The following is a 24,509-nucleotide window of genomic DNA, read 5'->3' on the forward strand; positions in this document are numbered from 1 at the left end:
CAGCACTTTGTTCGGTCGCCTTATTGTCTTGGCCGCCGCCTTCATTCTTGGAGCCATGATCGGCGTGATCAGTAGCGCTGACTCATGGGCAGAGATTCGGGACAACATCATTGAGATACCCTTGATCATTGTTTCTTCTCTTCTTTTCGGTCGCGGACTCATCGTGTTTCCTGTAATGCTCGTCCTCGCCGTTCTCTTTATCCGGTGGGAATGGCCGCTTTGGATCGCGATCGTCGTTACTCTACTGATGTGGTGGAACACTCACAAAACTCTGCAGTTCGTGACATTCAGCGACCCCATCGACAGGGCGATGAAAAAATACGACGCCGACAAGAAAAAAGCCAACGAACAAAGGGAAGCGAGACGCGCCCTCGACGAAGGCAAAGCCGAGAATTGATTCAGCCTCACTTCTTCCGCCAAGGCAGGAAAGATGACTTCTCCTGTGGTGCCGCCGCTCCCGCCAGTTCGCGCTCCTCGCCTTTCATTCCAGTCTCATCCACCTCCTCCGGTTCCACATAATCCTCCGCCTGCGGCAAACCCGCAAACTCATCCCCACGCTTCCGTCCCTTCACCCGCTTCGGCACTGGACGCACCAACGGCGCATTTGCCGAATCCGGACCAATCAACCCGCCTGAAAAAACCATCTTCATCGCCTCCTCCAACGTCAGGGGAGCATCAATCAACGTGTGCGTCTCCGCCACAATCAAAAGTCCCGTCATCGGACTCAAAGCCCCCGGCACAAACACCATCGTCATCGACTTCTGCGTCTTCTCATCCATGAACTGACCCGTCACAAATCCCACCAGTTTCATCCCCGGCGACGGATACTCCACATACACCACCCGCTTAAAATTGCGCGTATCGCCAAACCCCCGAAACGCCTCAATCACCTGCTTCAACGATTTATAAATGAACGAGATCATCGGAATGCGCAGCAACAGCTTGTCCATCGCCGAAACCACCCGCACCCCCAGCACGTTGGTCGCCATGACCCCGAGCGCCACCAGCACCACCACCGGCACCAGGAAACCGACAAAACGCGTCAACATCAGGAACGTTTCCCCGGTCAAATCGATCTGCAACGCCGGTCCCACCGTCTGATTGTAAATGGACCCCATCGAAATCAGCAACGGCGTGCTCATTCCCAACAGGAACTCATAGACAAACCGTAAAATCCAAAACGTCACCACCAGCGGCACCACCAGCGCCAACCCGGCCAGGAACTTGTTACGAAGCCAGATCACAGGGTGGCGTATGGGAGAAGTATCAGTCATGCAAAAAAACGAAACCTAAGAGCACAGACAACCTTAGCTCCCCGTCATTCAATCCACAACCGACATCTCCCTTATCCTTTCCCAAACGTCTCCCACATCGTCCCCTCATGAAAAGCCGCTGGCATCTCCGCCAGCCATTTCCCTACCAGCCACGACATCAACCAAAGCAACCCCATTCCCATAACCACCTGCATCGCGACGGTCAGTAAATACCAATCCTTCTTTGCCACTGCCTCAACCGTCGTCTTCTCCCGATAACACGCGCCGCAAACCATCTTCCCCTCCAGACTCGTCACGCACTCACGACAAAAAACCTGCGCACAAGCCGTGCAACGGGCCGCCGCCTCACGCTTGGGATGATTGAGACACTGCACCTGAGCCATACTTCCTCATCCTCCTTCATTTGAATCATCCTGCAAAGGACGCAGTTCCGTTTGGCCACCCGACGCCACCATCGGCGGTGGCACCGCCGCCTGGGGCACTTTTCTCCACCAGCCGCCCGCCACCATCAACACGCCCAATACCGCTAGCAATCCGCCCAGGCCCATCATCAAAAAGCCCCAGACACCCGCCTGCTCCATGGAGAAATTAGCCGCTCCCTCCGCCATCTCGGGCAGTGTCAACGTTCTTCCCCCACTCCCGGCATTGACCCCCGACATCACACTTACGGCAATGAACATCACATACAACCCCACCCCCGACAACACCTGCAACACCACTGATGTCCACATCAATCCTTTCAAACCCGGAGAAGTGGAAAACGACATCACCCTCACCAGCCCCACCAACACCAGCAAGAATGCCACCAGCCCCAGCAAAACGTCGGTCACTAAAAACGCCACGCCATTGACCCACAGTTCACCCGCCACCGCCAGCCCCCAAAGCAACATCGTTACCCCCGCCGCCATCACCCAGGCCGATCCCGGCCACGCCGGTTTCCCATGAGCCGTTGGCAATCCTGGTGGTCCGGGAACCGCAGTCGCCAAAGGCACCGCTGACACTTCCGATGAAGGCATCTCCCCCTGCCTCTCCAAACAGATCTTCTCCAACGCATCCATCACCCGAAGCGCCTGCCGCTCCCGCTTCAGCGCCTTCAGCTTCAACACCTGCACGGACGTCTGCACCATGCACCGGCACGAAGGCCCCTTTTGCAGATGCACCACCAACACGAGCAACAATCCCAGCGCCGCAATGGCCAAAGTCAGCGCCAACCCCGACATCTCCCCATACGCCAACCATGCGCCCATCCCCAAACCTGCCACCCCCATTGCCTGCAGCACGCCCAGCCAGATCCACGAAGAAGTCCTCACCAAACTCAGCGCCTGAATGTTTTTGTAATCGATGCGCCGATACCGCTCCACAAACGCCCAAAACACCCCCCGTCCCTCGACCACCAACATATGGTCCGTCCCCTGCCACAAACTACCTCGAACTCCATGAGTCCCCGCCAGCCATCGGTAGTCTTCAAACGCCTTTTTCATTTTGTTCAACTCATCAACTCACAGCTCCGTCCAGAAATGCACCAACGCAACCACCCCGACCACCCAGGCAAGCAACTGCAACACTGCGAGACCCACTCCCATCATCAGCCGACCGCGCCCTCTCGGCACCAAACCCCTCGGTGCATTCCAATACCTCAACCCCAGAAACAACGCCGCCGGAGCCGCCACCAACGTCAGCATGATCGAAAATACCGCGAACGCATAAAACAATACCGTGAACACAAAAATCAGCGACAACAGCCATGGCCCCACCGACAGCCCCAGCACCACGTTGTCCCATAACACCCGTTTCGCCTGAAACTTCGTATCTGCCCCCTTCGTCCGCAATTCATCCAGACACTTCAAACAGACCACTTCCTCCCCCCACGTCGCCACCCAGGCGTCCGAAACAAAAACCCCGCAATGCGAGCAACTCTTGGTCGCCACCCTGACAGGATCATAAAAACACCGCGTCTCCCCCAACTGAATTTCGCCTTCATTTGATGGAAGCGCCGGTGGCCGGCTCGCCACTCCAAACACTGCCGGCAAAACCCGCACCTCCAGCCGACGCCGACACGTGCCGCAGCTCGACACCGGCTGACCGCGAAAAATCGCCGCCTGCTGCGTCGCCCCGCATCCCGCGCATCTCACCCAGGCCATGATCCAAAATAAGGCTCACCAACTGGGACTACTTGCGCACCACCCGCGTCGCGCAGATGTGATCATGCAACGCCCGCTTCTGCGGCTCGTCAAATGCCACCATCAAATACAGCAACTGGCAAACGGCATAGCTGATCAAGTCCGCAAAAGCCCGTCCAACCGCACGACCGAACGTCACCTTGCCGCCATCCGCCGTCACCACCCGGATTCCCACTGCCAGTTTTCCTAGAGTGCCCCCCCACATGGCCACCATCACGGCATTGTAGGCAACCACTGCCCCCCAGATGACCACCATGAAGCCAAGCTGAAACATCGCCATCGCCATCGCTACTTCTGGATCGTTCTCCATCCTTCCCGAAGACAGGCTCTCAAAAAATTCCGCACCCACTCCCAGCCCCATGACCCCTATCAACGCCACGATCACCATGAAAATTGTCAAAACCACCCAGTCGATCAACTTCGCCCCCACCCGAATCCAAAAACCCGCATAAGGCAGATCCGTTGCCGATCCAGTAGCGCCCACCCCAATCACCGCCCCTTCGCGCAACTGCTGCACCAAGACATCCTTGTTCTCCTCCGGAACCGCCACCCCGCCAATCACCGGTGCATTCGAAACCACCATCAGATCAGGTCGCGCCTTCTCCAATGCCTGCCATTCCGGCTGCCCTTCCCGCCAGACCAGCGTCTTGGGAAGAATGACACCATCACGAACAAGCGTCGTGAACTCCATGTCCGAAACCGGACCCTTTTGTTGCCCACCGAGCGCGTAATACCAGTTCATAAGATCGAGTAAATCCAGGTGCATCCAAGCGCAAGTCGGTGACTTGCGCCATCAAAAAATAGCCAGTGTCCCTACCTCTTAAAAATCTTACCCCATAAACCCTTCTTCTCCTCCAGCTTTTCCGTCTTCACCCCCACCGGAATCGCCCCCATGCCTCCTCCTTTTGAAACACTCGCCCCACTTCCCGCCTTTCCACCTTTTACCAACGACTCCAACACCACCTTCCCCGTCTTACGGATGTCCGGCGCTTTCTTCTCAGATGCAACGACAACCGCCGCCACTGCCACAGGCTCCGGCTCCGTTTTCAACCAATCGGGACTGACCTTCTCCACCTCATTCCACCTGTCCATCTCCGGCTTCCAAATTAAACTTTGAGCCGAAACCTTGCCCTCCTTGATCAATGCCTTCATCTCCGTCTCCGAAACCGGCCCCAAAGCCTTGCCATTCAGAGCATGATACCAACGCGTTTCACTCATGAGACTGGATAATACCTAAACCATCAGTCGAAAAGCAAAATTCACCACATCCCAAATATCTCAACCACCCGCATCCACCGGCGGCGAAGATTTCCCAATCCTTACCTCCGGCCCCAAAAATCTTGGATCAGTCTTGAAAACTTCCACATCCAGCACCGCCATCATCCTCGCGCCCACTTCCCGAACCCGCACCTTCCAGCCCGTGTTCACCGCAGGCATCGCCGCATCAAACGCCACCACGTCCGGCATCCCGTTGCGACGCGCAATATACAAGGCCCGCTCATTGTGAAACCGCTGCGCAATCACCATGAACTCCTCCATTCCAAAAACCTTCTTCGCCCGCACCACACTGTCCAACGTCCGAAACCCCGCATAATCACAATACACCCGCTCCGCCGGCACCCCCGCCTTCACCAACGCTTTTTTCATCTCTGCCGGTTCATTGTAACCCGCCCTCGCATTGTCTCCGCTGACTATCAAATACTGCACCTTGCCGGCATGATACAACTTCGCTGCCGCCTCCATGCGCGTGGTAAAAAACAAATTGTCCCGAATGCCCACCTTTGGCGCCGTCCCCAGCACCAGCCCCACCAGTCGCGCCGGCACCTCATCCACCACTGCATGACAACGACCGCGCGCCATTCCATAAACCACCAGATAACAGGCAGCCACCACCACCACCACGTGCAAAAGAAAAAACATCGTTCGAAACATCCAAAGCTTGATCAATTCATCCAACCACACCATCCAGCGCCCTACCCCGTCCACACAGCGCCCCCACCACGAACCCTTTCGTCCTGCCGAAATTTTCTGATTCATCGACTATGAAAACTCCCCCTCCGTCACAACGGTATCCTTCCAGCCATACATCCATCGACATTCTCGTTGCGACATAACCATCCATCAATTTCGAATCCACCCTTGCCTCATGCGACTCCTAGTTCAACGAGTTTCTCAAGCCAGCGTCCACATCCATGGTCAGCTTCACGACCACATCCAGCGCGGCCTCCTCATCTTCGTCGGCATCGAAGCCGTCGACACTCTCGAAGACGCCACCTGGCTTGCCTCCAAGATTGCCAAAATTCGGCTCTTCCCCGACGACCAAGCCCCGATCAACGCCGACCTCGCCGCCGTCAACGGCCAGCTTCTCGTCATCAGCCAGTTCACCCTCCACGCCAGCACGCGCAAAGGCAACCGCCCCTCCTTCATCCGCGCCGCCCGACCCGAGCACGCCGAACCCCTTTACCAAAATTTCCTCCAACTCCTTGAAAACCTCACCAACACCGAAGTCAAACGCGGCGTCTTCGGAGCCGACATGCAAATCAGCCTCATCAACGACGGACCCGTCACCATCTGGATCGACTCCCAAAATCGCGAGTAAAAAAACCCGCGAAAATTGAACCCCAATCCCCCCATTGGCGTCTTCAACTCTCTCCATCATTCGTTGCAACAGCACTGTTCATTGCCAACTCCCCCTTATCGTGTAAACGTTTCCGCTCGTGAATCCGCCTGCCAAGCCCACCCCACTCCACATGATCGCCGTCTGTGCCGGCCTCATCATGCTCTTCGTGGGCACCTGGTTTCTCGTCAAGAAAAGCAGTCCCAACGACGAAACCCCATCATCCGCTCCCGTTGCAGCACCTGCCATCGTCTCGTCTCCATCTCCAGTTCCGGCTCCGTCTCCAATTGCATCACCCGCTCCTATTCCTCCTCAAGAATCTCCCATTCCGCCAGTAGAGGAAGCCAAACCAACGCCGCCGCCCCCCGCCATCACCATGCGCGAACCGGACCTGGCGATCCCCATCACACCGCCCCCAGCCGCTGTTCCTGCTCCTGCTCCAGCTCCAGCTGTCGAAGCCATGGCGGCGGCCCCTGCCCCTCCGCCCACACCTGAGATCCCCGAGCCCATTCCCGCTGCTTCTGCTCCTTCCGATCCACCAGTCGCCATCGCAGGCCCCTTTGAAATCCACGGCCCTCTCAAGCCCGCCGACCAACCCCTCCTCGTCATCGCGCCCATCACACCCGATCCCGCCACCGTCGATCCCAACGCCGTCCCTTTCCCTCCTGCCGCCGAATCCCCCACGCAAATGCCCATGTCCGAAACCGGCATGGCGAACAACAGCACCAACACCGCCCCGGGCGGCATCAGGGACGTCACCAATTCCCACGCCACCGACCACGATATGGAAGGCGATCCCGAAGACGGTCCCGTCAATCCCAAAAACGCCGTCGCCGAAAAAACCACCGACATCAAACCCACCACCAGCGCCGCCATGCCCGGTTGGGAACTGCTGAATTACCAGTCCCGCGACTACATCACCGCCAACAGCATCCAGCGCTTCTACCGCTTCAACAACCTCAAGGTCGAGAGCAAAAACGTCTGGTTCACCTCCCCCGTGCTCATCATGAAGGCGAACCTTGGCAGCCACGAACTGCTTATCAACAACATCAAATTCGTCCTGAGCTACCCCGTGGTAATGCTCAACAACAAACCCTGTTTTTCCCGACTCGACCTCTGCAAACTCATCGATCCCGTCCTCCGTCCCAGCTACATCGGCAACGCCAAACTCTTTGACACTGTCGTCATCGATCCCGGCCATGGCGGCAGCGATGGTGGAGCGCGCGGCATCTACGGCCACGAAAAAGATTTCGCCCTCAAGCTTGGCCTGCTTCTCAAACGCTCCCTCGAACAACGCGGCATCAAGGTCGTCATGACCCGCAGCACCGACGTCTTCCTCTCCCTCCCCGCCCGCGTTGCCATCGCCAACAAAATCCCCAACTGCATCTACGTCAGCCTCCACTACAACTCGGGCCCGAGCACTGCCACCGGCATCGAAACCTTTGCCCTCTCGCCGCAAGGCAGCTCCTCCATCTACGGTCGTCGCAGTGTTGACGCCGTCGCCTTCCAGGGCAACCAGCTCGACTCCGAAAACATCGCCCTCGCCACCGCCGTCCATGCCGGCGTTGTTCATCACTTCAAACTTGTCGATCGCGGCGTCAAACGCGCCCGCTGGCGCGTCCTCACCGGCCTCCAACGTCCCGGCATTCTGTTCGAAGGCGGCTTCGTCACCAATGCCAACGACGGCAAACTTATCGCCGCCGACAACTTCCGGGTGGAACTCGCCAACACCATCGCCCAATCCATCATCAACTACCGCAACGCCCTAAAACCCCGCGCCCGCACGACTACGAGCCGATAGTCGGAGATCACATCATCCTCCCGTCGCGCCAGTCACCCAGTGCAGGTATTCCGGCAAACCCGCCACCACCGGCACCGCCACAATCTCCGGCACCTCATACGGATGCAGTTCACGGAGTCGAACTTCAAGATCGGCATACCTTTCGCGCGTCGTTTTCATCACTGCCAGCACCTCCGAGGCCGTTTCCACCTTACCCTCCCATCGGTAAATCGATTCCACGGATGGACACAAATTGACACACGCCACCAGTTGCGATTCCACTAGAACTGTGGCAATTTGTCGCGCTTTCTCGACCGACGGCATCGTGCAAAAAACGATCAAAATCTCTGTATCCATGCCTTCCACTATATGAAATCCGGCTTCTTCGACAAGCTCGTCAAACGCATGGACCACCTGGAGCCTGCCGACATGCAGCGCTATCTCCAGCGCCTCGTGCAGGAGAAAGGACTGTTTGAAAAAGTGTTCGAAGCCTTGCAGGAAGGCGTCATTCTCCTCGACCAAGAAGGCAAGGTCACCTACGTCAACTCCGCCGCCTGCAACCTCTTTGGACTTCAACGCGACAACATCCACGGCCAGCAGCTGACCCAAGGCCTGCAAGGCTTCGACTGGAATGCCCTCCTCAAATCCGGCGGTGCTGTCAGTCGCGACCTGGAAATTTTCTACCCCGAAAATCGCTACCTCAACTTTTACGTCACCCCCATCGACGAACACGAAGACCTCGGCTTCGTCATGCTCATCCGTGACATCACCCTTACGCGCAAACTCACCGAGGAAAAAATCGAAAGCGAACGCATCACCGCCCTCACCATGCTCGCCGCCGGTGTTGCCCACGAACTCGGCAACCCGCTCAACTCCCTCACCATCCACCTCCAACTGCTTTCCCGCCGCCTCCGCAAACTCGACAAAAAATCCAGTGGCAACCTCGAAGAACTCCTCGAGGTGGCCCAGGGAGAAATCAAACGCATGGACGGCATCATCAGTCAGTTCCTCGCCGCCATCCGACCCACCCAGCCCCAGCTCCAGCGCCTGCACCTCAACGATCTTCTCCACGAAACCCTCAAGGTCCTTAAACCGGAAATCAAACAGGCCAACGTCCGCATCAAACTCGACCTCCGCAGCGACCTCCCCGCCATGCTTCTCGATGGCGATCAAATCAAGCAAGCCTTCTATAACCTTATCCGCAACGCCTGCCAGGCCATGCCCAACGGCGGCAGACTGACCATCAGCGGCACCTTTACCGATTTCGAAATCCGTCTCAGCTTCCACGATCAGGGCAAAGGCATCACCTCCGAAAACATGGGCAACCTCTTCCAGCCGTTCTTCACCACCCGCAAATCCGGCACCGGGCTCGGCCTCCTCATCGTCCGTCGAATCATCCGCGAGCACGGCGGCGAAATCGAAATCGAAAGCAAAGTCGCCGAAGGCACCCGCATCAATCTCTACCTCCCCCTCACCGAAAAACGCATGCGGTATCTTGAGTAAACCACTCGCATCAATCCTTATCCTCTAGCCCCTTCATGGATCCCACAATCCTCATCGTTGACGACGAAAAACACACCCGCGAAGGCCTTCGTCTCTCGCTTGAAGACGACTTCGACGTCTACGTCGCCAGCAACAGCGCCGAGGCCATGGAGATTCTGCGCCACGACAACGTCCAGCTCATGCTCACCGATCTCCGACTCGGCGGTGAATCCGGCATGGACCTCATCCAAAGCGCCCTCGCCCTCCCGCAGCCCCCCATCTGCGTGATGATGACCGCCTACGGCTCCGTCGACACCGCCGTCGAAGCCATGAAGCAGGGGGCCTACGATTTCGTCACCAAACCCCTCAACCTGGACGAGGTCGAAATTCTCATCAAGCGCGCCCTCAAAAACCGCGCCACCGAAAAAGAAAACGTCGAACTCAAACGCCAGGTTGAACGCAAATACACCATCGACGGTATCCTCGGTCAGGCCGAGAACATGAAACCCGTTTTCGAGATCATCGAACAAGTCGCCCCCACCCGCGCCACCGTGCTCATTGATGGCGAATCCGGCACCGGCAAAGAACTCGTCGCCCGCGCCATCCATAACCTCTCCGGTCGCCCCAAGGCAAAACTCGTCACCGTCCACTGCGCCGCTCTCTCCCCCAACGTCCTCGAATCCGAACTCTTCGGCCATGAAAAAGGTGCATTCACCGGAGCCCAGGACAAGCGCATCGGCCGCTTCGAACTCGCCGATGGCGGCACCTTGTTTCTCGACGAAATCGGCGAGATCGACGCCAACATCCAGGTCAAACTCCTTCGTGCCCTTGGCGAACAGACCATCGAACGTGTCGGCGGCTCCAAACCCATCCACGTCGACGTCCGCGTCGTCACCGCAACCAACAAAGACCTCGCCGCCCTTGTCAAAGAAGGCAAATTTCGCGAAGACCTTTATTGGCGCCTCCACGTTGTCCGCATCCATCTTCCCCCTCTTCGCGAGCGCAAACCCGACATCCCCGTCCTCGCCGATGCCTTCCTGCGCGAACTCGCTGAGCTCAACAACAAACCCTACAAACCCCTCAGCGAAGAAGCCCTGCAAGCCCTCCTCGCTTACAACTGGCCTGGCAATGTGCGAGAACTCCGTGCCGCCATCGAACACGGCATCGTCATGTGCAACAGCGCGCGCGTCGGCCTAAAAAATCTTCCGCCTACCGTCACCGGTGGCAGCTTCATCTCCTTCAACTCCACTTCATCAACGACTGCACCAGCGGAAGTTCCTCTCATCGACCTGAACCTCGAAACCATGGAACGCCGACTCATTGACGAAGCCCTTGTCCGTTCCGGCGACAACCGCACCGAAGCCGCCGAACTCCTCGGCCTCAGCCGCCGCACCCTGCAACGCAAACTCAAAGAAATGAACCGCGTCAAGCGCATCCGCCGCTCCGAGTAACGATCCTACTCTTACTCTTACTCTTACTCCTCCTCTTACTCTTACTCTTACTCTTACTCCTACTCCCCACACTAAATCCCGCCACCTTCCTCGTCCCCAAATTTCCCCACTCGTCCTCGTCCTCGTTCTCCTACTCGTCCTCGACACTCAACGCCTCAATTTCACCCGCGCAAAAAAACACCCAAACCTCCCTACACCCGCCATCCCCACTCGTTCCCCGTTCTCCCAACACCCACCACCATCGGGGACGAGTAGGAGAACGAGGACGAGGACGATTACCTCTCCTTGACCCATCACCCCAACCCCCTTACCCTGTCCCACATCCATGCGCTACGCCACCCGCGAACAACGCCTGCGCCACCGCCTCATCAATCAATGGCGCAACGCCGAAGGTGCGCCGTTGCAGGACCTTCCGACTCTCACTCCCGACAACCTTCTTCCACAAATTCTCAAAACGTGGAAGCTCGATGACCGCCTCCGGGCCGAAGAAATGACAGCCGCGTGGCAGGACATCGTTGGAGCCTTCGTCGCCCAGCACACCGCGCCCGATGGTATCAAACGCGCCGTCCTTACCATCCGCCTTGCCCAACCCGCCATCCATCACACCCTCATGATGAAAAAAGCCGAACTTCTCCAGCGCCTGCAGGATCGTTTTGGCGAAAAAACCATCAAAGACATCCGCTTCCGTCACGGTTGATGACGTGAGTTCAGGGACAATCTGCACCCATCGAATCTTCCATCTCCGCGACACCGTCGTTTCCGCTCATGTGGCATCAACTGCTAAAAACCTCCCATGTCAGAGCCGTTGAAGAAACGGATCGCGAAAACCACATCTGGCCGCAAGAAACCCGCCGGGCCGCCACCCAGCAAACCAGAAACGAATTCCCCAACATCGCGCTGCCGAAGTTCCTCACCGAGCGCTCCCGCATTCTTCTTGAAAAACCTTCCGCCAAACCCGTCCCACCCCAGCTAGACCTCCCACGCATCCCCTCCTGGCTCGGCTTCAATGGTTGGATCGCCGCGATCATCGTCGGATGGTTCCTCGCCGCCCTCGGTCAGGAAAGCGAAATCAATCTCCTCGCGCTTCCCCTCATCGGCCTGCTGCTTTGGAACGGCATCGTCATGCTCCTCAGCCTCATCTCCGGCGGCAAATCCACAGCACCTGATGCCGTTGCCAATTATCTCATACAACGCGCCAGAGCCCATCAATCCCCGATCTCGACCCGCTTCATCGAACTCATTCAACGCCCCTGGCTGCAACGTTTCACCTACCGCTTCCGCGCCTGGCTGCACATTGCCGCCGCCCTCCTTGCCCTCGGCAGCATCAGCGGCATGTATGCCCGCGGCTGGTCCAAAGAATACCGCGCCGTCTGGGAAAGCACCCTGCTCAACGACCAAAGCGCCACCACCTTCTTCAACACCCTCTTCCAACCTGCCTCCCAACTCCTCAACATCCCCGTTCCCACCTCCGACATCCGTGCGATGCGACGTGGCATCAACCTCACCGCCCGCCAGCCCGCCGCCGCCCTCCCCTGGATCCACCTTTACGCCGGCACCCTCGCCCTTTTCATCATTCTTCCTCGTGGACTCCTCGCCCTACTCGAATGGCAACGCTCCCGACAAGCCATCGCGCGCGCGCTGCAAACCGAAGACTGGCAAAACTACGCCACCCGGCTCCTCGCGCTCACCGATGGCTCCGGCTCTGCCGTGCAAATCCTTGTCCACGGTTTCATCAGCACCGACCGCGAATCCCAGGACCGTTGGCGCCTCATCGCCCATCGCCAATGGCCCGACATGGGACACTGCCAGTTCGAGCAGGTAACGGTTGGCAACGAAGTCGCCTTCATCGAATCCTGGAATCCCCCCGCTAGTTCAACCGTCCTGCTCATCTTCAACCTCGCCGCGGTGCCGGAAATTGAAATCCATCGTTGGCTGGCCGAATCCATCCTCGAAAAATGGCGCACGGTAAAAAGCCATCCCTCACTGATTGTCGCCCTCGATGACAGCGCTCTCTCCAAACGCTGGTCCAGCTTCGGAGACTATCCCCAACGCCTCGACCAGCGCCGACAGAACTGGAGTCAAATTCTTGAGGGACTCCCCATCGAAATCGTCTCGGATCGGAACGTGCATATCCAGCCATAACTCACCAACTCCAAATGAGAAACTGTATGGAGATCAGCCGCTGGACTCTGGTAGTCGGAGTTGCCTGCCTAGCGCTACTGCTGACAGGATCGTGTGTTTCCCATGTCAGTCATGAGAAATGGTCATCAAACAGCAGCTTGATTCAACTCAAGGATGGGAAGCTTGGTATCAACTTCGTTGGCGCTCCAGGCGGAAACAAAACAAGTGCCCCATTCAAATTGCAATTCACCCTTACCGCCCGACCAGAGGCTTATTCACAAGTTTTCATCCGGTCGTTGAAAGTAACTTTTGCCCCTAACCGTACGATCGAAACAAAGGATCTCACCATTCTGATCGGTAAGTCGGGTTTTGGTCAGAGCCTCACTGAACCAATCGTCAGCGAACTGTTCCAAACGAACAGCGACCTTACGATTTCTTTCAACGCAATCGTCGTGGGAAAATCCAGCGCTGAAAAATCTCGTGTCAAAATGAAGTTTGTGAAAAAAGTTGAATCCGGAGTTGTTATATTCAATCCACTAACTGATTTCACTTAAATGACTCGCTGGACGCTCAATGAATGGCGGCGAGGCCTGGGGCTTCAATTGATCTGCAAGTTTGCGTTTCGCCACGATTCAACAGTTTGAAATATGACCACGCCAATCTTCGGAGTAGTGACTGCTGTGGTCGCTTTCATCGCAATTCTGATTCGGGATCGGTTAAAAAATCGGACACCGACAGCTTGGACTTTCCTTACTTCACTCTGGGTGATTGGATTTTTCTTTCGTTGCTTGTTTGATATTCTCGATGGCGATTGGATAATGGCATCGCTGTTTATAACTCTTTTTGCAGGTCTATTCGCAGTGTATTGGTGAACCCTTCAAAAAGCTTCACAGTTCAGAACGCTGCCTCATCGCCTCCGCAGATATCCACTTTGGGACGAAAAAAGCGCTGACACCTTCGTGCCAGCGCTTCTCAAATTAAATAACTTCGTCTGCCAACTCGACTCAGTTCTTCACCGGAAGAAACTTCGTCTGACCTTCACGGAAGATCTCCAACAGCATCACCGAACCGGCTTCGCCACGCAGCGATTTGGCTTCCGCCGTGGTCTTGACCGCTTTACGATTGACCTTGGTGATCACATCACCCTCAAGCAGTCCGACCTTGCCAGCGGGACTGTCTTCCTCCACCGAAGTGACCACCAGACCTTCAACCTCTTCGGGCACGCCGTAATCTGCACGCAGTTGCTCATTCAAGCTAACGACTCGCACCCCTTTGAGGAACTCGTTGCCTTTCAATGCTGGAGCATTCTGACCGCCAGGACCTCGTTGCATGCCAGCCAGCACCTTCTCGCCATCCAGCGATTGAAGCACGGCCTGGAGCTCAATGTCCTCAGGTTTTTTGGTCTCTTCGTTAAAGCGCTTCGCTCCAAACTTCACCGTCTCGCCCGACCGCTTGGAACCAATCAGCAAACGCAGCTTCACATAGTCTTCCACCTCGCTGCCATCCACCGTCACGATCACATCGCCGCTTTGGAATCCCGCCTTGGCCGCCGGTGAATCATCCACCACTGCCGTCACTGTCACGCCTCGATCATCCTTCAGACCGAGAAATTCCGCCATGCCGGAATCCACGTCACCCATCTGGATGCCGAGAAAACCACGTTCCACTTTTCCATCACCGGCCAGATCAAGCGCAATCGCCACCGCCATGTTGGAAGGAATGGAGAGGCCAATGCCGGCAAACATGCCGGTGCGGGTTTGGATCGCCGTGTTCACGCCAATCACCCGACCCTTCGCATCCACCAAGGGCCCACCCGAGTTGCCCGGATTGATGGCGGCATCGGTCTGGATAAAATCCTCATACCCCCCCATCTGCCCCTGACCACTAAGAATCTGCAATTGCGAACGCCCCTTGGCACTCACGATTCCCTGGGTCACCGACTGATCGAGCCCCATCGGAGAACCCATCGCCAGCACCACATCCCCAACACGCACTTTCGAACTGTCGCCAATCTTCGCAGGAATCAACCCCTTCGCGTCAATTTTGATCAGCGCCACATCCGATTGCGGATCTTTCCCGACCACTTTCGCCGTGTATTCGCGGCTGGCATTCCCGACCGTAACTTTCAGTTCATCAGAGTTGTCGACCACGTGATTGTTCGTCACGATGTAACCATCTTCCGTCAACACAAACCCTGATCCCAAACCGGTGCGCACGGGAGCCTGCTGGCGCTGCCGACGCTGATTGCGAGGGCTCTGCTGCTCCTCACCCTGCGGCCCGTTCCGCTCCATGTAATCGCGGAAAAACTCACGAAACATTGGAGGCAGGGCTTCCAGATCCTCTTCATCCAACTGACGCTGTCCACCAGGACCGCGCTGCTGACCCGGCTTGGCGAAAGTGCTGATGCTTGCCACACTTGGCAGCACCTGTTCCACCACATCGGCATAACTCATCACCAACTGTCCGGAATTGGCAATCTCCGAGTGATCATAAGCAATCTTGGACTCGATATTTTCAACCTTCGCTTCTTCAGTCTTGACCTCCTCCGCATAGAGGAAGGCTGCCAGTCCGGCCAGGCCAACTCCAGCATAGGTCAATGTTCTAAATCGTGGCTTTTTCATAGATATGGGTATTAGTTTCTCAGTAAGTATACGCACAGGTCACTCAAGTCCTGCTGCAACATAACAGACGAATTTCATTCAAAAGCGTTGAATCAATTTTTTCTCCTTTTGTTTGAACAAACTACAACCGTCAAGGTTGCATCATTCGTTGACACAAAAGCGCCAATTCGACGCGACCTCTCGCCCGCTCAATAGGCCACCCGCTTCTCGCTGCACCATCGCACCGCTTCTGCATTACCCTTTCGTGCAGCGGCACGATACCACTGGGTCGCCTGCTCCAGATTCACCCTCGTGCCGTTGCCATATTCCAGACACTGCGCCAGTGCGAACATGCTTTCCGAATGTCCGAGCTCCGCTCCTTCCGTGAAAAGCAGCACCGCTTTTTCCGCATCCGGTGCCACTCCCTGACCGCGCAAATACATCGCCCCGAGATTGCCCCTCGCACTCGTCACTCCGGCACGATAAGCCTGCTCCGACAACTGAAAAGCTTTCACATCGTCCTTCTGGGTGCCTATCCCCCGCGCGTAACAAACCGAAAGCTTGTCCTGTGCCTCAGGCACCCCCTGATCCGCCGCCCCCTGCAGCAACTGCACCGCCCTTGACGGACTCACCGCCACACCGCGCCCCTGCAAATAAACATCCGCCAGCGTCACCATCGCCTGGGGATTGCCAGTATTTACCGACTTCTCAAGCCATTCCAATCCCGCCTGCTCGTCCACCCGTCCCGCATCGCCCCTCATCAGCGACTGGCCCATCGCCAGCATCGCCTCACCATTGCCCGACTGCGCCGCGCTCTCTGCCCGCTGCCTCATCGCCGGAGACAATTTCTCCCCCCTCTGACGCGCGTCCCGCAATTCCTTCGTCAAACCATCTTCCGCCTCTTCCTCCACCGGCAGCGCCACCGAAGGGGCCGCCATCGGAGCAGAGGCTGGAGCTGGCGTTGGATTAGGAACTGGAGCCGGAGTTGGCTCCACTACCGACGGCGGCGACATCGGTTCCGCAGAGCTGGAACCGCTGCTATCCGCACCCGGTTTAGGCGCCTCAGGCACGGTCGGCACCGGCAAATCCAGCACCAGTTCCGCCTTCACCGGCTGCGCTGGAATTTCCGTGCGCTCTACTGGCACTGGAGCCATCTGCCAGATCGCGCGGCCCGACCAGTGCGCCAACGCCGCACCGACGATCATCGAACCCGTCAACATCAGCAAAAAATTGAGCAAAAACGGACGCTCATCACGCATGTTCACCCACGAACTATCCGTGCTGTAGGCATCGTCATCCCCATTGTCACTCCCGGCATGGAAGATGGACCGCAATCCCTCCCTCGGAGCCTCCGCGGACGACTGCCCATTGCCAATCAACATCTCCGCAAACCCCATTGACCCCTCATGCACGGCCTCATGCTCAGCCACCGTCATCATTGGCGCTGCCGTCGCCATCTGCCTCAACCCCTTCTTCACCGGGGCGGGGGCCGGAGCAGGACGCGCCACCTCTCTCGACACCTCCTCCGCACGGTCCTGCGCACTGGTTGAGCCACTCAGTTCCGTCCAAAATCCCCCTGCGTGGGTAAACTGCGCCAAATGAAATTGCTGCATGACGCGCGCGAATCTGGAAAGAAACGCCGCCCTTCCCGAAGCTTCTCCACGAGCCGCCCGACCCAGCTCATCATCAAAAAGCCGGAACACCGTATCAATCTCCGCCACCCCCGTCTCGCGTCTCATCGCTGATCGCGCCGACCCTGACATCCCCGCCATCACACTGCCCAAAGCCGCCATCCAGCCACCATGCCAGACCGGCTCCACCCCGGCACCTCCACCCTGGTTCAGCGGCATCAACGTCGCCGGATCAAACCCACGTCCGCCCATCGAATGCAAACTGTTGTGCACCCGCAGCACGATCGAAAACCCTGGCCATTCATCAAGCTTCTGCACCAACAATTCCGCCACGCCTTCAGCCTCCTTCGCGGCCCCCGTGAACAAAAACACATCTTCCACCCGCAATCTTCTCACCCCCAGCTTGGCCTTCTCCAACTGGGTCAAGGCCGCATCCACCCCAGCCAGCACCAGATACGTCTCCTGCACATCCAGCTTGCCCCGTGCCTCCAACAACTCCTTCAAAGAAACGCCATTCACCGCCGCTTCCGCCACACAACGCACACCCTTGTGCTCCTCCACAAACACCAGGGGCACCAAATTGGGAAACTTGCCCGCCTTGTGCAAATTCTTCACCTCATCCAACGCCTCTACCGCCGGCGGACCAGTTAAAGAAGCCGAAGGAAGCGGCTCCACCATCACCGGCTGACCGCTTTTCATCAGCAGCCCTCTCAACGCATACGGCTGGGCCGGATCCACACGCTGACTCTGCATCTTCACCTGCAGCGCCGCACACTGCGCCACCTGTTGCGCAGTTGGCAACTGCGATCCCAGCAGCGTCACCGGCTTCAACGCGCCTTCCAAATCCGGCACCTTCGTCAACGTCTCCGCAAACGCCCGCCACTTCCCAAGCCACTCCTCAATCGTTCCTTCAACCCCGGGCTCACAGGCCAGCAGCAACGCCTTCAACCATTTCGCGAACTCAGCCGCCGACACCCCATCAGCTCCCCCTTTTTCCTTCTGCGCCTGCAAAAGTCCCTCATGCAGCACTCCCGCTCTACTCTTGAACTCCGCCTTTAACGCCGAACTTTTGGGGGGCTTGCCGCTCTTCAAGGCGTTCAATCGAAAATCCGCCACCCGCAACTCCAAACTCGATGCCCCGCTCTGCAACACCCCAATCGCCTCCAGTGGCTCATCCATGATGAAATCCCCGACCGATACCAGCGATTGCGCCGCCTCCATCGCCTCCATCGCCAACCCTACCGCGAGCCTCAATGGAAGCTTGTCCTGCCTGCCCAAATATTCTCCCAACGTCTCGCCATCCACCAACGTGGTGATGTAAAACGTATTCCCCTCGTCCTCACCCGACTCGAAAACCTTCGCCAGCTTCGGCAAGCCGCTCGACTGCAACTTGCGCAGCCTCTCCGCAAAATCCGCCGCGTTGTTCAGTTGCTTCAGCAACACTCGACACACCACAAACAGCTGCCTCACTCCGTCAAACGCCAGCACCGCCACCTGCTCATCATTGCGCACGACCTCGATATGATGGCCCTCCGCATCTTGAGAGATGTGATATTGTCGAAACTGCGTAGGACCTGCCATGTTTTTTGTAAGGATGTGACCCCCGTCACACCAGTTTAAAATTGCAGCATCATCCTAGCACAGAACACGCCATCCAATCAAATGCCGAAGCAAGAATTCAGGCTCTTGAACCCTTATCCTTTATCCTTTAGCCCTTATCCTTTCAATCTCACTCCCACTCAATGCTTGCCGGTGGTTTCGTGGAAATGTCATAAAGCACGCGGTTGACCCCTTTCACCTCGTTCAAAATCCGGTGTGAGATCACCCGCAATACTTCATGCGGCAACTCCACCCAATCCGCCGTCATCGCGTCTTCGCTGATCACTGCCCGAATCGACACCGCCGCCTCATAACTGCGCTCATCCCCCTTCACGCCCACCGTTTTCACCGGCAGCACCGCCGCATAAGCCTGCCAGGTCCGCTCATACCAACCTGAACGCCGCAATTCTTCGATGAAAATCGCATCCGCTTCACGGCAAATCTCCAATCGCTCCTCCGTCACCTCGCCAGGAACACGCACCGCCAGACCAGGCCCGGGAAACGGATGACGCCACAAAGCCTTGTGTGGAATTCCCAACTCAGCGCCTAAGGCGCGCACCTCGTCCTTGAACAACTCCGCCAACGGCTCAATCACCCGGCCCTGTTTTTTCAACTCCATCGCCCGGTCCACCCGATTGTGATGCGTCTTGATTTTGCTGGCAATCGACCCGCTCGTCGCACTCTCAATCACGTCCGGATACAAAGTCCCCTGCGCCATCACCTCAATGTGATCCGCCGCGCCAAAAAACACATCCAGAAACAAGTTCCCAATGATCTTGCGCTTCGCCTCAGGATCAGACACCCCGCTCAGCGCATTCAAAAACAGCTCCCTCGCATCCACCACTTCAATCGGCACCCCCACTTCTTTAAACTGCGCCACCACATCCTCACGTTCGTTCTTGCGCAACAAACCATTATCCACAAACAAGCATCGCTGCTTCACCCCCGCCTTGTGCAAGAGCACCGCCAAAACCGTCGAATCGACCCCACCCGAAACCCCGCAAATCACCTCGCGATCCGCCACCTCCCGACGAATCTCCTCAATCATCTGATCCTTGAAATCCGTGATGCTGAACTTCGCCAGTTTGCCTTCCGCCAGGCTCAGGAAATTTTTGAGAATCTTGGTCCCCTCATGTGAATGCGTCACCTCTGGGTGAAACTGAATCCCAAAACACGTCTCACTCCACTGCAACGCCACCGGCACGCTGTCCTGGTTTGTCGCAATCACCTTCGTTCCGCTCGACAAATTCTGCACCGTATCACTGTGCGACATCCAAATCTGCGAATCATGCGGCAACCCATCAAACAACGGCGCCTTGTTGTCCTCTTTCACCACCAGCCGCGCCGGACCATACTCCCGAGTCACCCCCGGTTTCACCGTGCCGCCATGCTTGATGTTCAGCAATTGCATCCCATAACAAACCCCCAAGATCGGCACTCCAAACGCCATGAGCGCCTCAAAATCCACATCCGGCGCCCCCACCTCACTGGTGCTGCGCGGACCTCCGCTCAGAATCACCGCACCCGGCTGGTTCAGCGTTGCGAGCTGATCCGGCGGATACAAATGTGAAACAAAACCCAGTTCGCGCACACGCCGAACAATCAACTGGCTGTATTGCGAGCCATAGTCCAAAACTGCCACTTCGCCTTCGGTAATCATGAGAAGGCGGTATTCATTCGCTCGGATTCCACCCATGTCAAAAAAAGAAAAGATGCCGCCCAACTGCAATCCAAGCCTTGCCACCCCCTCCATTTCCCTGTAGCTTGTCGAGAAATTTCTTTCCGATGGCCGCCAAAGCAATCGCCTTCATCAACTTCAAAGGAGGTGTCGGGAAAACCGCCGCCACCGTGAACCTCGGCGCCGCCCTCGCCTACCACGAAGGCAAAAAAGTCCTCATCGTCGACCTCGACGCCCAGTGCAACTCCAGCTTCTGGCTCATGCAGCCCCACGCCTGGCGCGACCACATCAAAAACGGCAAACACTCCACCTACCAGATCTTTCAAGACCACCTCCAGGGCACCAAACTCTTCAACTTCGAACAAAGCACCCTCTTCGGCATGCCGCGCCGCGAGGTCCCCCTCATCAAAAATCTCGACCTCCTCCCCGCCGCCGTCGAACTCATCAAAATCGAAGACAGCATCCAGCAAAGCAAACACACCCGCTATTTCGAGATCCTGCAAAAGACCCTCGAACCCCATTATCAGGACTACGACTACATCTTCTTTGACTGTCCACCCAACATCTATTCCGTTACCAAAAACGCCCTTTTCGCTGCCGACTACTGCGTTATCCCCTACCTTCCCGACTTCCTCTCCCTCGCCGGCTTCCAGGTCTTCGCCAAACTCGTCGACGAGTTCAACGACAAGGTCGCCAGTCATAAAAAGCACTACAAAAAAGCCAGCATCGCCGCCGTCATCGTCAGCCATTTTCGCATCGGCCTCAAAGATCACGAGCGCAACCTCATGGACCTCAGCCTCATCCTCTCCCACCTGAGAGGCCAGAAACTCGTTCACAACAAAGCCGCCCTGCTCACCCCTCCCGTTCGTTACAACGTCAAAGTCGCCGAGTCGACCAACGCGCACCAGCCCGTCATCCTTTACGATCCCGGCAGCATCGGTGCCGACGACTACCGCCACCTCGCCAAATCCTTCCACTACCATTTCAACAGCCTGCCATGAGCGACCTCCTGAAACAGCTTCAGACCGTCACCGACGCGCTCCAAAAACACGGACCCAACCTCGACGGCCCCGTCTGGAACAAAACCGTCGCCACCTTCGGCAAAGCCCTCGAAAAATTCGACAGCGCACTGCAAGCCAGCATCCAGGGCACCGCCCCCGGCATGCGCGAACTCGAGACCCTGTTGACCAAATCCTCCGACAAAAAACTGCTCGACGAATCCTTCATCACCAAACTCAGCAAGGAGATCCTCGGCCACAAACCCGAAAAAACCACCGCATCAAAAATGCGCACCGATTTCCTCAAAGAAATCAAGTCAGGCAACGGATCCGCCAAAAAAGCCCTCGCCTACACCCAGGACTTTCTGCACACCGCCAAAGCCCCCAAACAAAAACTTCCCACCAAAGACGACGAAGCTTTGCGTCGTGAATGGACCCGCCTTGGCGGACTCGACGACGACCAACTCAGCTACGAAGTCAAAAACCGTTACTCTGGCGTCTCCGATCTCAAACTCCTCGCCAAAGCCTCCGGCCTCCCCCTTCCCAAAGGCATCGCCAAACCCGATCTCATCAAACTGATCGTCACCAACGCCCGCCGCGTCCACTCCCACATCCTCTACCCCTAAGGCCAATCATGGAGCGCCGATGTGTCATCGGCAAAACCCCCGTATTGGACAACCGACGTTCCGTCGGCCTCCATTCGCACCCGTCACCAATCCAGCTCCCTGCCCCTCTCCCGCATCTTCAACGCCCCCTCAATCACCGTCACCTTCGGCAACTCCCCCTCCCTCAACAGCACCTCCACAATGTCCACCCGGCGCGGAATCTCCTTCGTCTCGTCCAACATCCTCAACCACGCCTGCGCCCCCTTAAGAATCAGCTTCTCCTTCGCCGCATTGACCGCCATCGCCGCCCGCTCCCTCCCCTCAAACGTCCGCGTTTTCACTTCCACGAACGTCAGCATCGCTCCATGGCGGCAAACAATGTCCACCTCGCCACCACCTGGTGCCCGGTAGTTCCGATACAACACCTTCCGGCCGTTTCTCCGCAACCACTGCGCCGCCAGATCCTCCCCCCATTGACCGATCGCCGCCGAATCCACCCGGCTCCCATCAGGCTGCGTCAAACGAGAAAGTGAGTTGAGCGACGGGCGAAAACGAAATCCGGTGATGAACGCACGGACCATGCTCCTGCAACGCCGCCAGATGCGCCGCAGTGCCGTATCCTTTGTGCCGTTCGAAGCCATATTCAGGAAACTCCTTCGCCAACTCCCGCATATACCGGTCGCGCGAAACTTTTGCAATCACACTCGCCGCCGCAATCGACAAACTACGCGCATCCCCCTTCACCAAAGCCTCCTGTCGAAACGGAAAATCCGGCACCTCCAGCCCATCCACCAACACCACCTCCGGCACCGGCTGCAACGCCAGCACTGCCCTTCGCATCCCCACCCGCGCCGCCTGCAAAACATTGATCCGATCCACCTCCAACACCTCCACCACCACCAGCGACCACGCCACATCCGCCCGACCCGTCAACTCCTCAAAAATTCGCTCTCGTGCCGCTTCGCTCAGCTGCTTCGAATCATGCAAATCCGCATGCTCAAACCCATCCGGCAACACCACCGCCGCCACATGCACCGGACCCGCCAACGGCCCACGGCCCGCTTCATCCACCCCTGCCACACGAGCAAAACCCCGTTCCCGCCAGCTTCGTTCATGCGCCATGTCAGGCCGCTCCGGCAGCTCGAAAATTTGCTTCACCCGACCCCGGCTCACCCCCGCACCTCCATCGTTTCCCCTTCACGCGCTGGCGTCACCGGATACGCCGGATTCACCGCCGCAATGTTCTCCTTCAGCATCGTCTCCAACACCTCATCCCCATGCGTCGGATCATAATGAAAGGGCACCAAATGCCGCACCTCCGTCATCCGCGCGAACTCCATCGCCTGCTTCATCGACGAATGCCCCCAGCCCACCCGCGCCGCATACTCCTCATCGGTATACTGCGCATCATGAATCAATAAATCCACCTCCTTCGCCACCGCCGCCCCCGACACCCAGTCCCGATCCGGCAACAACCTCGTCGCCCCAATCGCCGGCTCATGATCCGGCATATACGCCAGCGAACCCTTCGGACCCACCAGCCGGTAACCCACCGTCGGACCCGGATGACAAATCATCCGCGACGACACCCTAAACTCCCCGATCTGCACATCCGCATCCGACGCATCATGCACAAAAAGCCGGCACTCCAAATCGCGCAAATGCACCGGAAACAATGGCGGCGAAAGATACCGCATCAATCTCCCTCGCAGATCCTGAGTCGTGCTCCTTGGACCCCACAAATGCACCTCCATGTCCCGATTGTAAAACGGCGAAAAGAATCCCAACCCCTGGATATGATCCATGTGCAAATGCGTCAGCAACACATCCACCCGCTTCAATCCCGGCGGAAAATTCAGCGACATCTCACGCATCCCTGTCCCTGCATCCAACACCACCATTGTCCCCTGATCTCCAATCACCTGCACACAAGACGTGTTCCCCCCATACTTCAGCGTCGCCTTCCCCGGCGTCGCCAGCGAACCACGCGTCCCCCAAAAACGCACCTTCATCCCTTCACCTCCTGGATCATCGTCACCGCCCCCACCAGCCGCCCCGTCTGCCCCATCAATGGAAACGCCGTCGCCTCCACCTGCTTCTTCGAGCCATCCAGACTCTTGATCCAGAACCGCTTCTGCGCCGGCACCTTTTTGCGCAGCGCAATCACCAGCGGCAACGCCTCCGGCAGAATCTCCCGACCTCGACCATCGCGCGGTGAAAAAATCGTCGACCACAACCCCACCGGCATCGACCCCGTCTCCTCAAACCGCCGACCCAAAATCGCCTCCGCATGCTCGTTGTAAAACACCAGATTCCCTTGTGGATCGACCAAAAAAACCGGCGTCGCCAGACAACTCGCCAGCTGGCGCATCAGAATCAGTTCGATGTCTTTTTGAGGCATTCAGAAAAGGAAATTTGATTAATCAACAAGCCTCCGACTGCCCGGAAAACATCGGCAACCCATGTTCCTCCCATTAAGCAGCCTCCCCCCTG

General features: G+C 57.3%; 25 protein-coding genes. 10 read left to right on the forward strand and 15 right to left on the reverse strand.

Annotation, left to right across the window (positions count from 1 at the left end; translation table 11 throughout):
- Positions 1-28: 28 nt before the first annotated feature.
- Positions 29-397: a hypothetical protein gene (locus FEM03_RS15415; protein WP_138087178.1), complete on the forward strand. Its 369-nt coding sequence runs from the start codon at positions 29-31 to the stop codon at positions 395-397.
- A gap of 7 nt (positions 398-404) precedes the next feature.
- Here FEM03_RS15415 and FEM03_RS15420 read toward each other — a convergent pair whose 3' ends face one another.
- The 7 genes from FEM03_RS15420 to FEM03_RS15450 form a co-directional block, all read right to left on the reverse strand.
- Positions 405-1,244: a DUF502 domain-containing protein gene (locus tag FEM03_RS15420; RefSeq protein ID WP_166442893.1), complete on the reverse strand. Its 840-nt coding sequence runs from the start codon at positions 1,242-1,244 to the stop codon at positions 405-407.
- A gap of 101 nt (positions 1,245-1,345) precedes the next feature.
- Complete coding sequence (locus FEM03_RS15425; protein ID WP_138087180.1) at positions 1,346-1,657, reverse strand: hypothetical protein; 312 nt, start codon at positions 1,655-1,657, stop codon at positions 1,346-1,348.
- Positions 1,658-1,663: 6 nt separating this feature from the next.
- Positions 1,664-2,755, reverse strand: coding sequence for a hypothetical protein (locus FEM03_RS15430; RefSeq protein ID WP_138087181.1), 1,092 nt, complete (start codon positions 2,753-2,755; stop codon positions 1,664-1,666).
- A gap of 18 nt (positions 2,756-2,773) precedes the next feature.
- Positions 2,774-3,415, reverse strand: coding sequence for a hypothetical protein (locus tag FEM03_RS15435; protein ID WP_138087182.1), 642 nt, complete (start codon positions 3,413-3,415; stop codon positions 2,774-2,776).
- Positions 3,416-3,443: 28 nt separating this feature from the next.
- Positions 3,444-4,196 carry an RDD family protein gene (locus FEM03_RS15440; protein WP_166442894.1) on the reverse strand — a complete coding sequence of 251 codons (753 nt, stop codon included), beginning with the start codon at positions 4,194-4,196 and terminating at the stop codon, positions 3,444-3,446.
- A gap of 71 nt (positions 4,197-4,267) precedes the next feature.
- On the reverse strand, positions 4,268-4,672 hold the full coding sequence (locus FEM03_RS15445) for a DUF4339 domain-containing protein (protein ID WP_138087184.1): 405 nt from the start codon (positions 4,670-4,672) through the stop codon (positions 4,268-4,270).
- 60 nt (positions 4,673-4,732) lie between these two features.
- The gene (locus tag FEM03_RS15450; protein WP_206171034.1) at positions 4,733-5,491 is read right to left on the reverse strand and encodes a SanA/YdcF family protein; all 759 of its coding nucleotides are present in this window, start codon (positions 5,489-5,491) and stop codon (positions 4,733-4,735) included.
- 109 nt (positions 5,492-5,600) lie between these two features.
- Between FEM03_RS15450 and dtd the strand changes: the two genes are divergently transcribed.
- Together dtd and FEM03_RS15460 are read left to right on the forward strand one after the other, a co-directional pair.
- Positions 5,601-6,053: a D-aminoacyl-tRNA deacylase gene (gene dtd, locus FEM03_RS15455; protein WP_138087185.1), complete on the forward strand. Its 453-nt coding sequence runs from the start codon at positions 5,601-5,603 to the stop codon at positions 6,051-6,053.
- Positions 6,054-6,171: 118 nt separating this feature from the next.
- Positions 6,172-7,872, forward strand: coding sequence for an N-acetylmuramoyl-L-alanine amidase family protein (locus FEM03_RS15460; protein ID WP_206171035.1), 1,701 nt, complete (start codon positions 6,172-6,174; stop codon positions 7,870-7,872).
- 12 nt (positions 7,873-7,884) lie between these two features.
- Here the strand turns inward: FEM03_RS15460 and cutA are convergent, their stop codons facing one another.
- Positions 7,885-8,208 (reverse strand): divalent-cation tolerance protein CutA, encoded by a 324-nt coding sequence (cutA, locus tag FEM03_RS15465; protein ID WP_138087187.1) that lies wholly within the window; start codon positions 8,206-8,208, stop codon positions 7,885-7,887.
- A 12-nt stretch (positions 8,209-8,220) separates the two neighbouring features.
- On the opposite strand from cutA, the gene FEM03_RS15470 reads away from it, so the two are divergent.
- The 5 genes from FEM03_RS15470 to FEM03_RS15490 all read left to right on the forward strand — a co-directional run bounded on the left by FEM03_RS15470 (position 8,221) and on the right by FEM03_RS15490 (position 13,459).
- A complete protein-coding gene (locus tag FEM03_RS15470) occupies positions 8,221-9,354 on the forward strand; it encodes a two-component system sensor histidine kinase NtrB (protein WP_138087188.1) in 1,134 nt (377 codons plus the stop codon).
- A gap of 35 nt (positions 9,355-9,389) precedes the next feature.
- Positions 9,390-10,784: a sigma-54-dependent transcriptional regulator gene (locus FEM03_RS15475; protein WP_138087189.1), complete on the forward strand. Its 1,395-nt coding sequence runs from the start codon at positions 9,390-9,392 to the stop codon at positions 10,782-10,784.
- 325 nt (positions 10,785-11,109) lie between these two features.
- On the forward strand, positions 11,110-11,481 hold the full coding sequence (locus FEM03_RS15480) for a DciA family protein (RefSeq protein ID WP_138087190.1): 372 nt from the start codon (positions 11,110-11,112) through the stop codon (positions 11,479-11,481).
- Positions 11,482-11,549: 68 nt separating this feature from the next.
- Complete coding sequence (locus FEM03_RS15485) at positions 11,550-12,926, forward strand: DUF2868 domain-containing protein (protein WP_138087191.1); 1,377 nt, start codon at positions 11,550-11,552, stop codon at positions 12,924-12,926.
- Positions 12,927-12,952: 26 nt separating this feature from the next.
- Positions 12,953-13,459, forward strand: coding sequence for a hypothetical protein (locus tag FEM03_RS15490; RefSeq protein ID WP_138087192.1), 507 nt, complete (start codon positions 12,953-12,955; stop codon positions 13,457-13,459).
- A gap of 450 nt (positions 13,460-13,909) precedes the next feature.
- Here the strand turns inward: FEM03_RS15490 and FEM03_RS15495 are convergent, their stop codons facing one another.
- The 3 genes from FEM03_RS15495 to guaA all read right to left on the reverse strand — a co-directional run bounded on the left by FEM03_RS15495 (position 13,910) and on the right by guaA (position 20,395).
- Positions 13,910-15,526, reverse strand: a complete 1,617-nt coding sequence (locus tag FEM03_RS15495) for a trypsin-like peptidase domain-containing protein (RefSeq protein WP_138087193.1) — start codon at positions 15,524-15,526, stop codon at positions 13,910-13,912.
- A 188-nt stretch (positions 15,527-15,714) separates the two neighbouring features.
- Positions 15,715-18,717, reverse strand: coding sequence for a tetratricopeptide repeat protein (locus FEM03_RS15500; protein ID WP_138087194.1), 3,003 nt, complete (start codon positions 18,715-18,717; stop codon positions 15,715-15,717).
- A 148-nt stretch (positions 18,718-18,865) separates the two neighbouring features.
- Positions 18,866-20,395 (reverse strand): glutamine-hydrolyzing GMP synthase, encoded by a 1,530-nt coding sequence (gene guaA / locus FEM03_RS15505; RefSeq protein WP_138087338.1) that lies wholly within the window; start codon positions 20,393-20,395, stop codon positions 18,866-18,868.
- 125 nt (positions 20,396-20,520) lie between these two features.
- On the opposite strand from guaA, the gene FEM03_RS15510 reads away from it, so the two are divergent.
- Positions 20,521-21,414, forward strand: coding sequence for a ParA family protein (locus FEM03_RS15510; RefSeq protein ID WP_138087195.1), 894 nt, complete (start codon positions 20,521-20,523; stop codon positions 21,412-21,414).
- Positions 21,411-22,037 (forward strand): hypothetical protein, encoded by a 627-nt coding sequence (locus tag FEM03_RS15515; RefSeq protein WP_138087196.1) that lies wholly within the window; start codon positions 21,411-21,413, stop codon positions 22,035-22,037. The genes FEM03_RS15510 and FEM03_RS15515 overlap by 4 nt, the downstream gene beginning before the upstream one ends.
- 83 nt (positions 22,038-22,120) lie before the next feature.
- Here the strand turns inward: FEM03_RS15515 and FEM03_RS15520 are convergent, their stop codons facing one another.
- The 4 genes from FEM03_RS15520 to FEM03_RS15535 are packed head-to-tail and all read right to left on the reverse strand — an operon-like array spanning position 22,121 to position 24,417.
- Positions 22,121-22,537: a YraN family protein gene (locus FEM03_RS15520; protein WP_166442895.1), complete on the reverse strand. Its 417-nt coding sequence runs from the start codon at positions 22,535-22,537 to the stop codon at positions 22,121-22,123.
- Entirely contained in the window at positions 22,524-23,174 is a 651-nt protein-coding gene (locus FEM03_RS15525; protein ID WP_240772801.1) for a ribonuclease HII, read from the reverse strand. The genes FEM03_RS15520 and FEM03_RS15525 overlap by 14 nt, the downstream gene beginning before the upstream one ends.
- Before the next feature lie 11 nt (positions 23,175-23,185).
- Positions 23,186-24,028 (reverse strand): MBL fold metallo-hydrolase, encoded by an 843-nt coding sequence (locus FEM03_RS15530; RefSeq protein WP_138087199.1) that lies wholly within the window; start codon positions 24,026-24,028, stop codon positions 23,186-23,188.
- The gene (locus tag FEM03_RS15535; protein ID WP_138087200.1) at positions 24,025-24,417 is read right to left on the reverse strand and encodes a PAS domain-containing protein; all 393 of its coding nucleotides are present in this window, start codon (positions 24,415-24,417) and stop codon (positions 24,025-24,027) included. Before FEM03_RS15535 ends, FEM03_RS15530 begins: the two co-directional genes overlap by 4 nt.
- Between the last annotated feature and the right edge of the window lie 92 nt (positions 24,418-24,509).

The organism is Phragmitibacter flavus, from assembly GCF_005780165.1.
GTDB lineage: Bacteria > Verrucomicrobiota > Verrucomicrobiia > Verrucomicrobiales > Verrucomicrobiaceae > Phragmitibacter > Phragmitibacter flavus.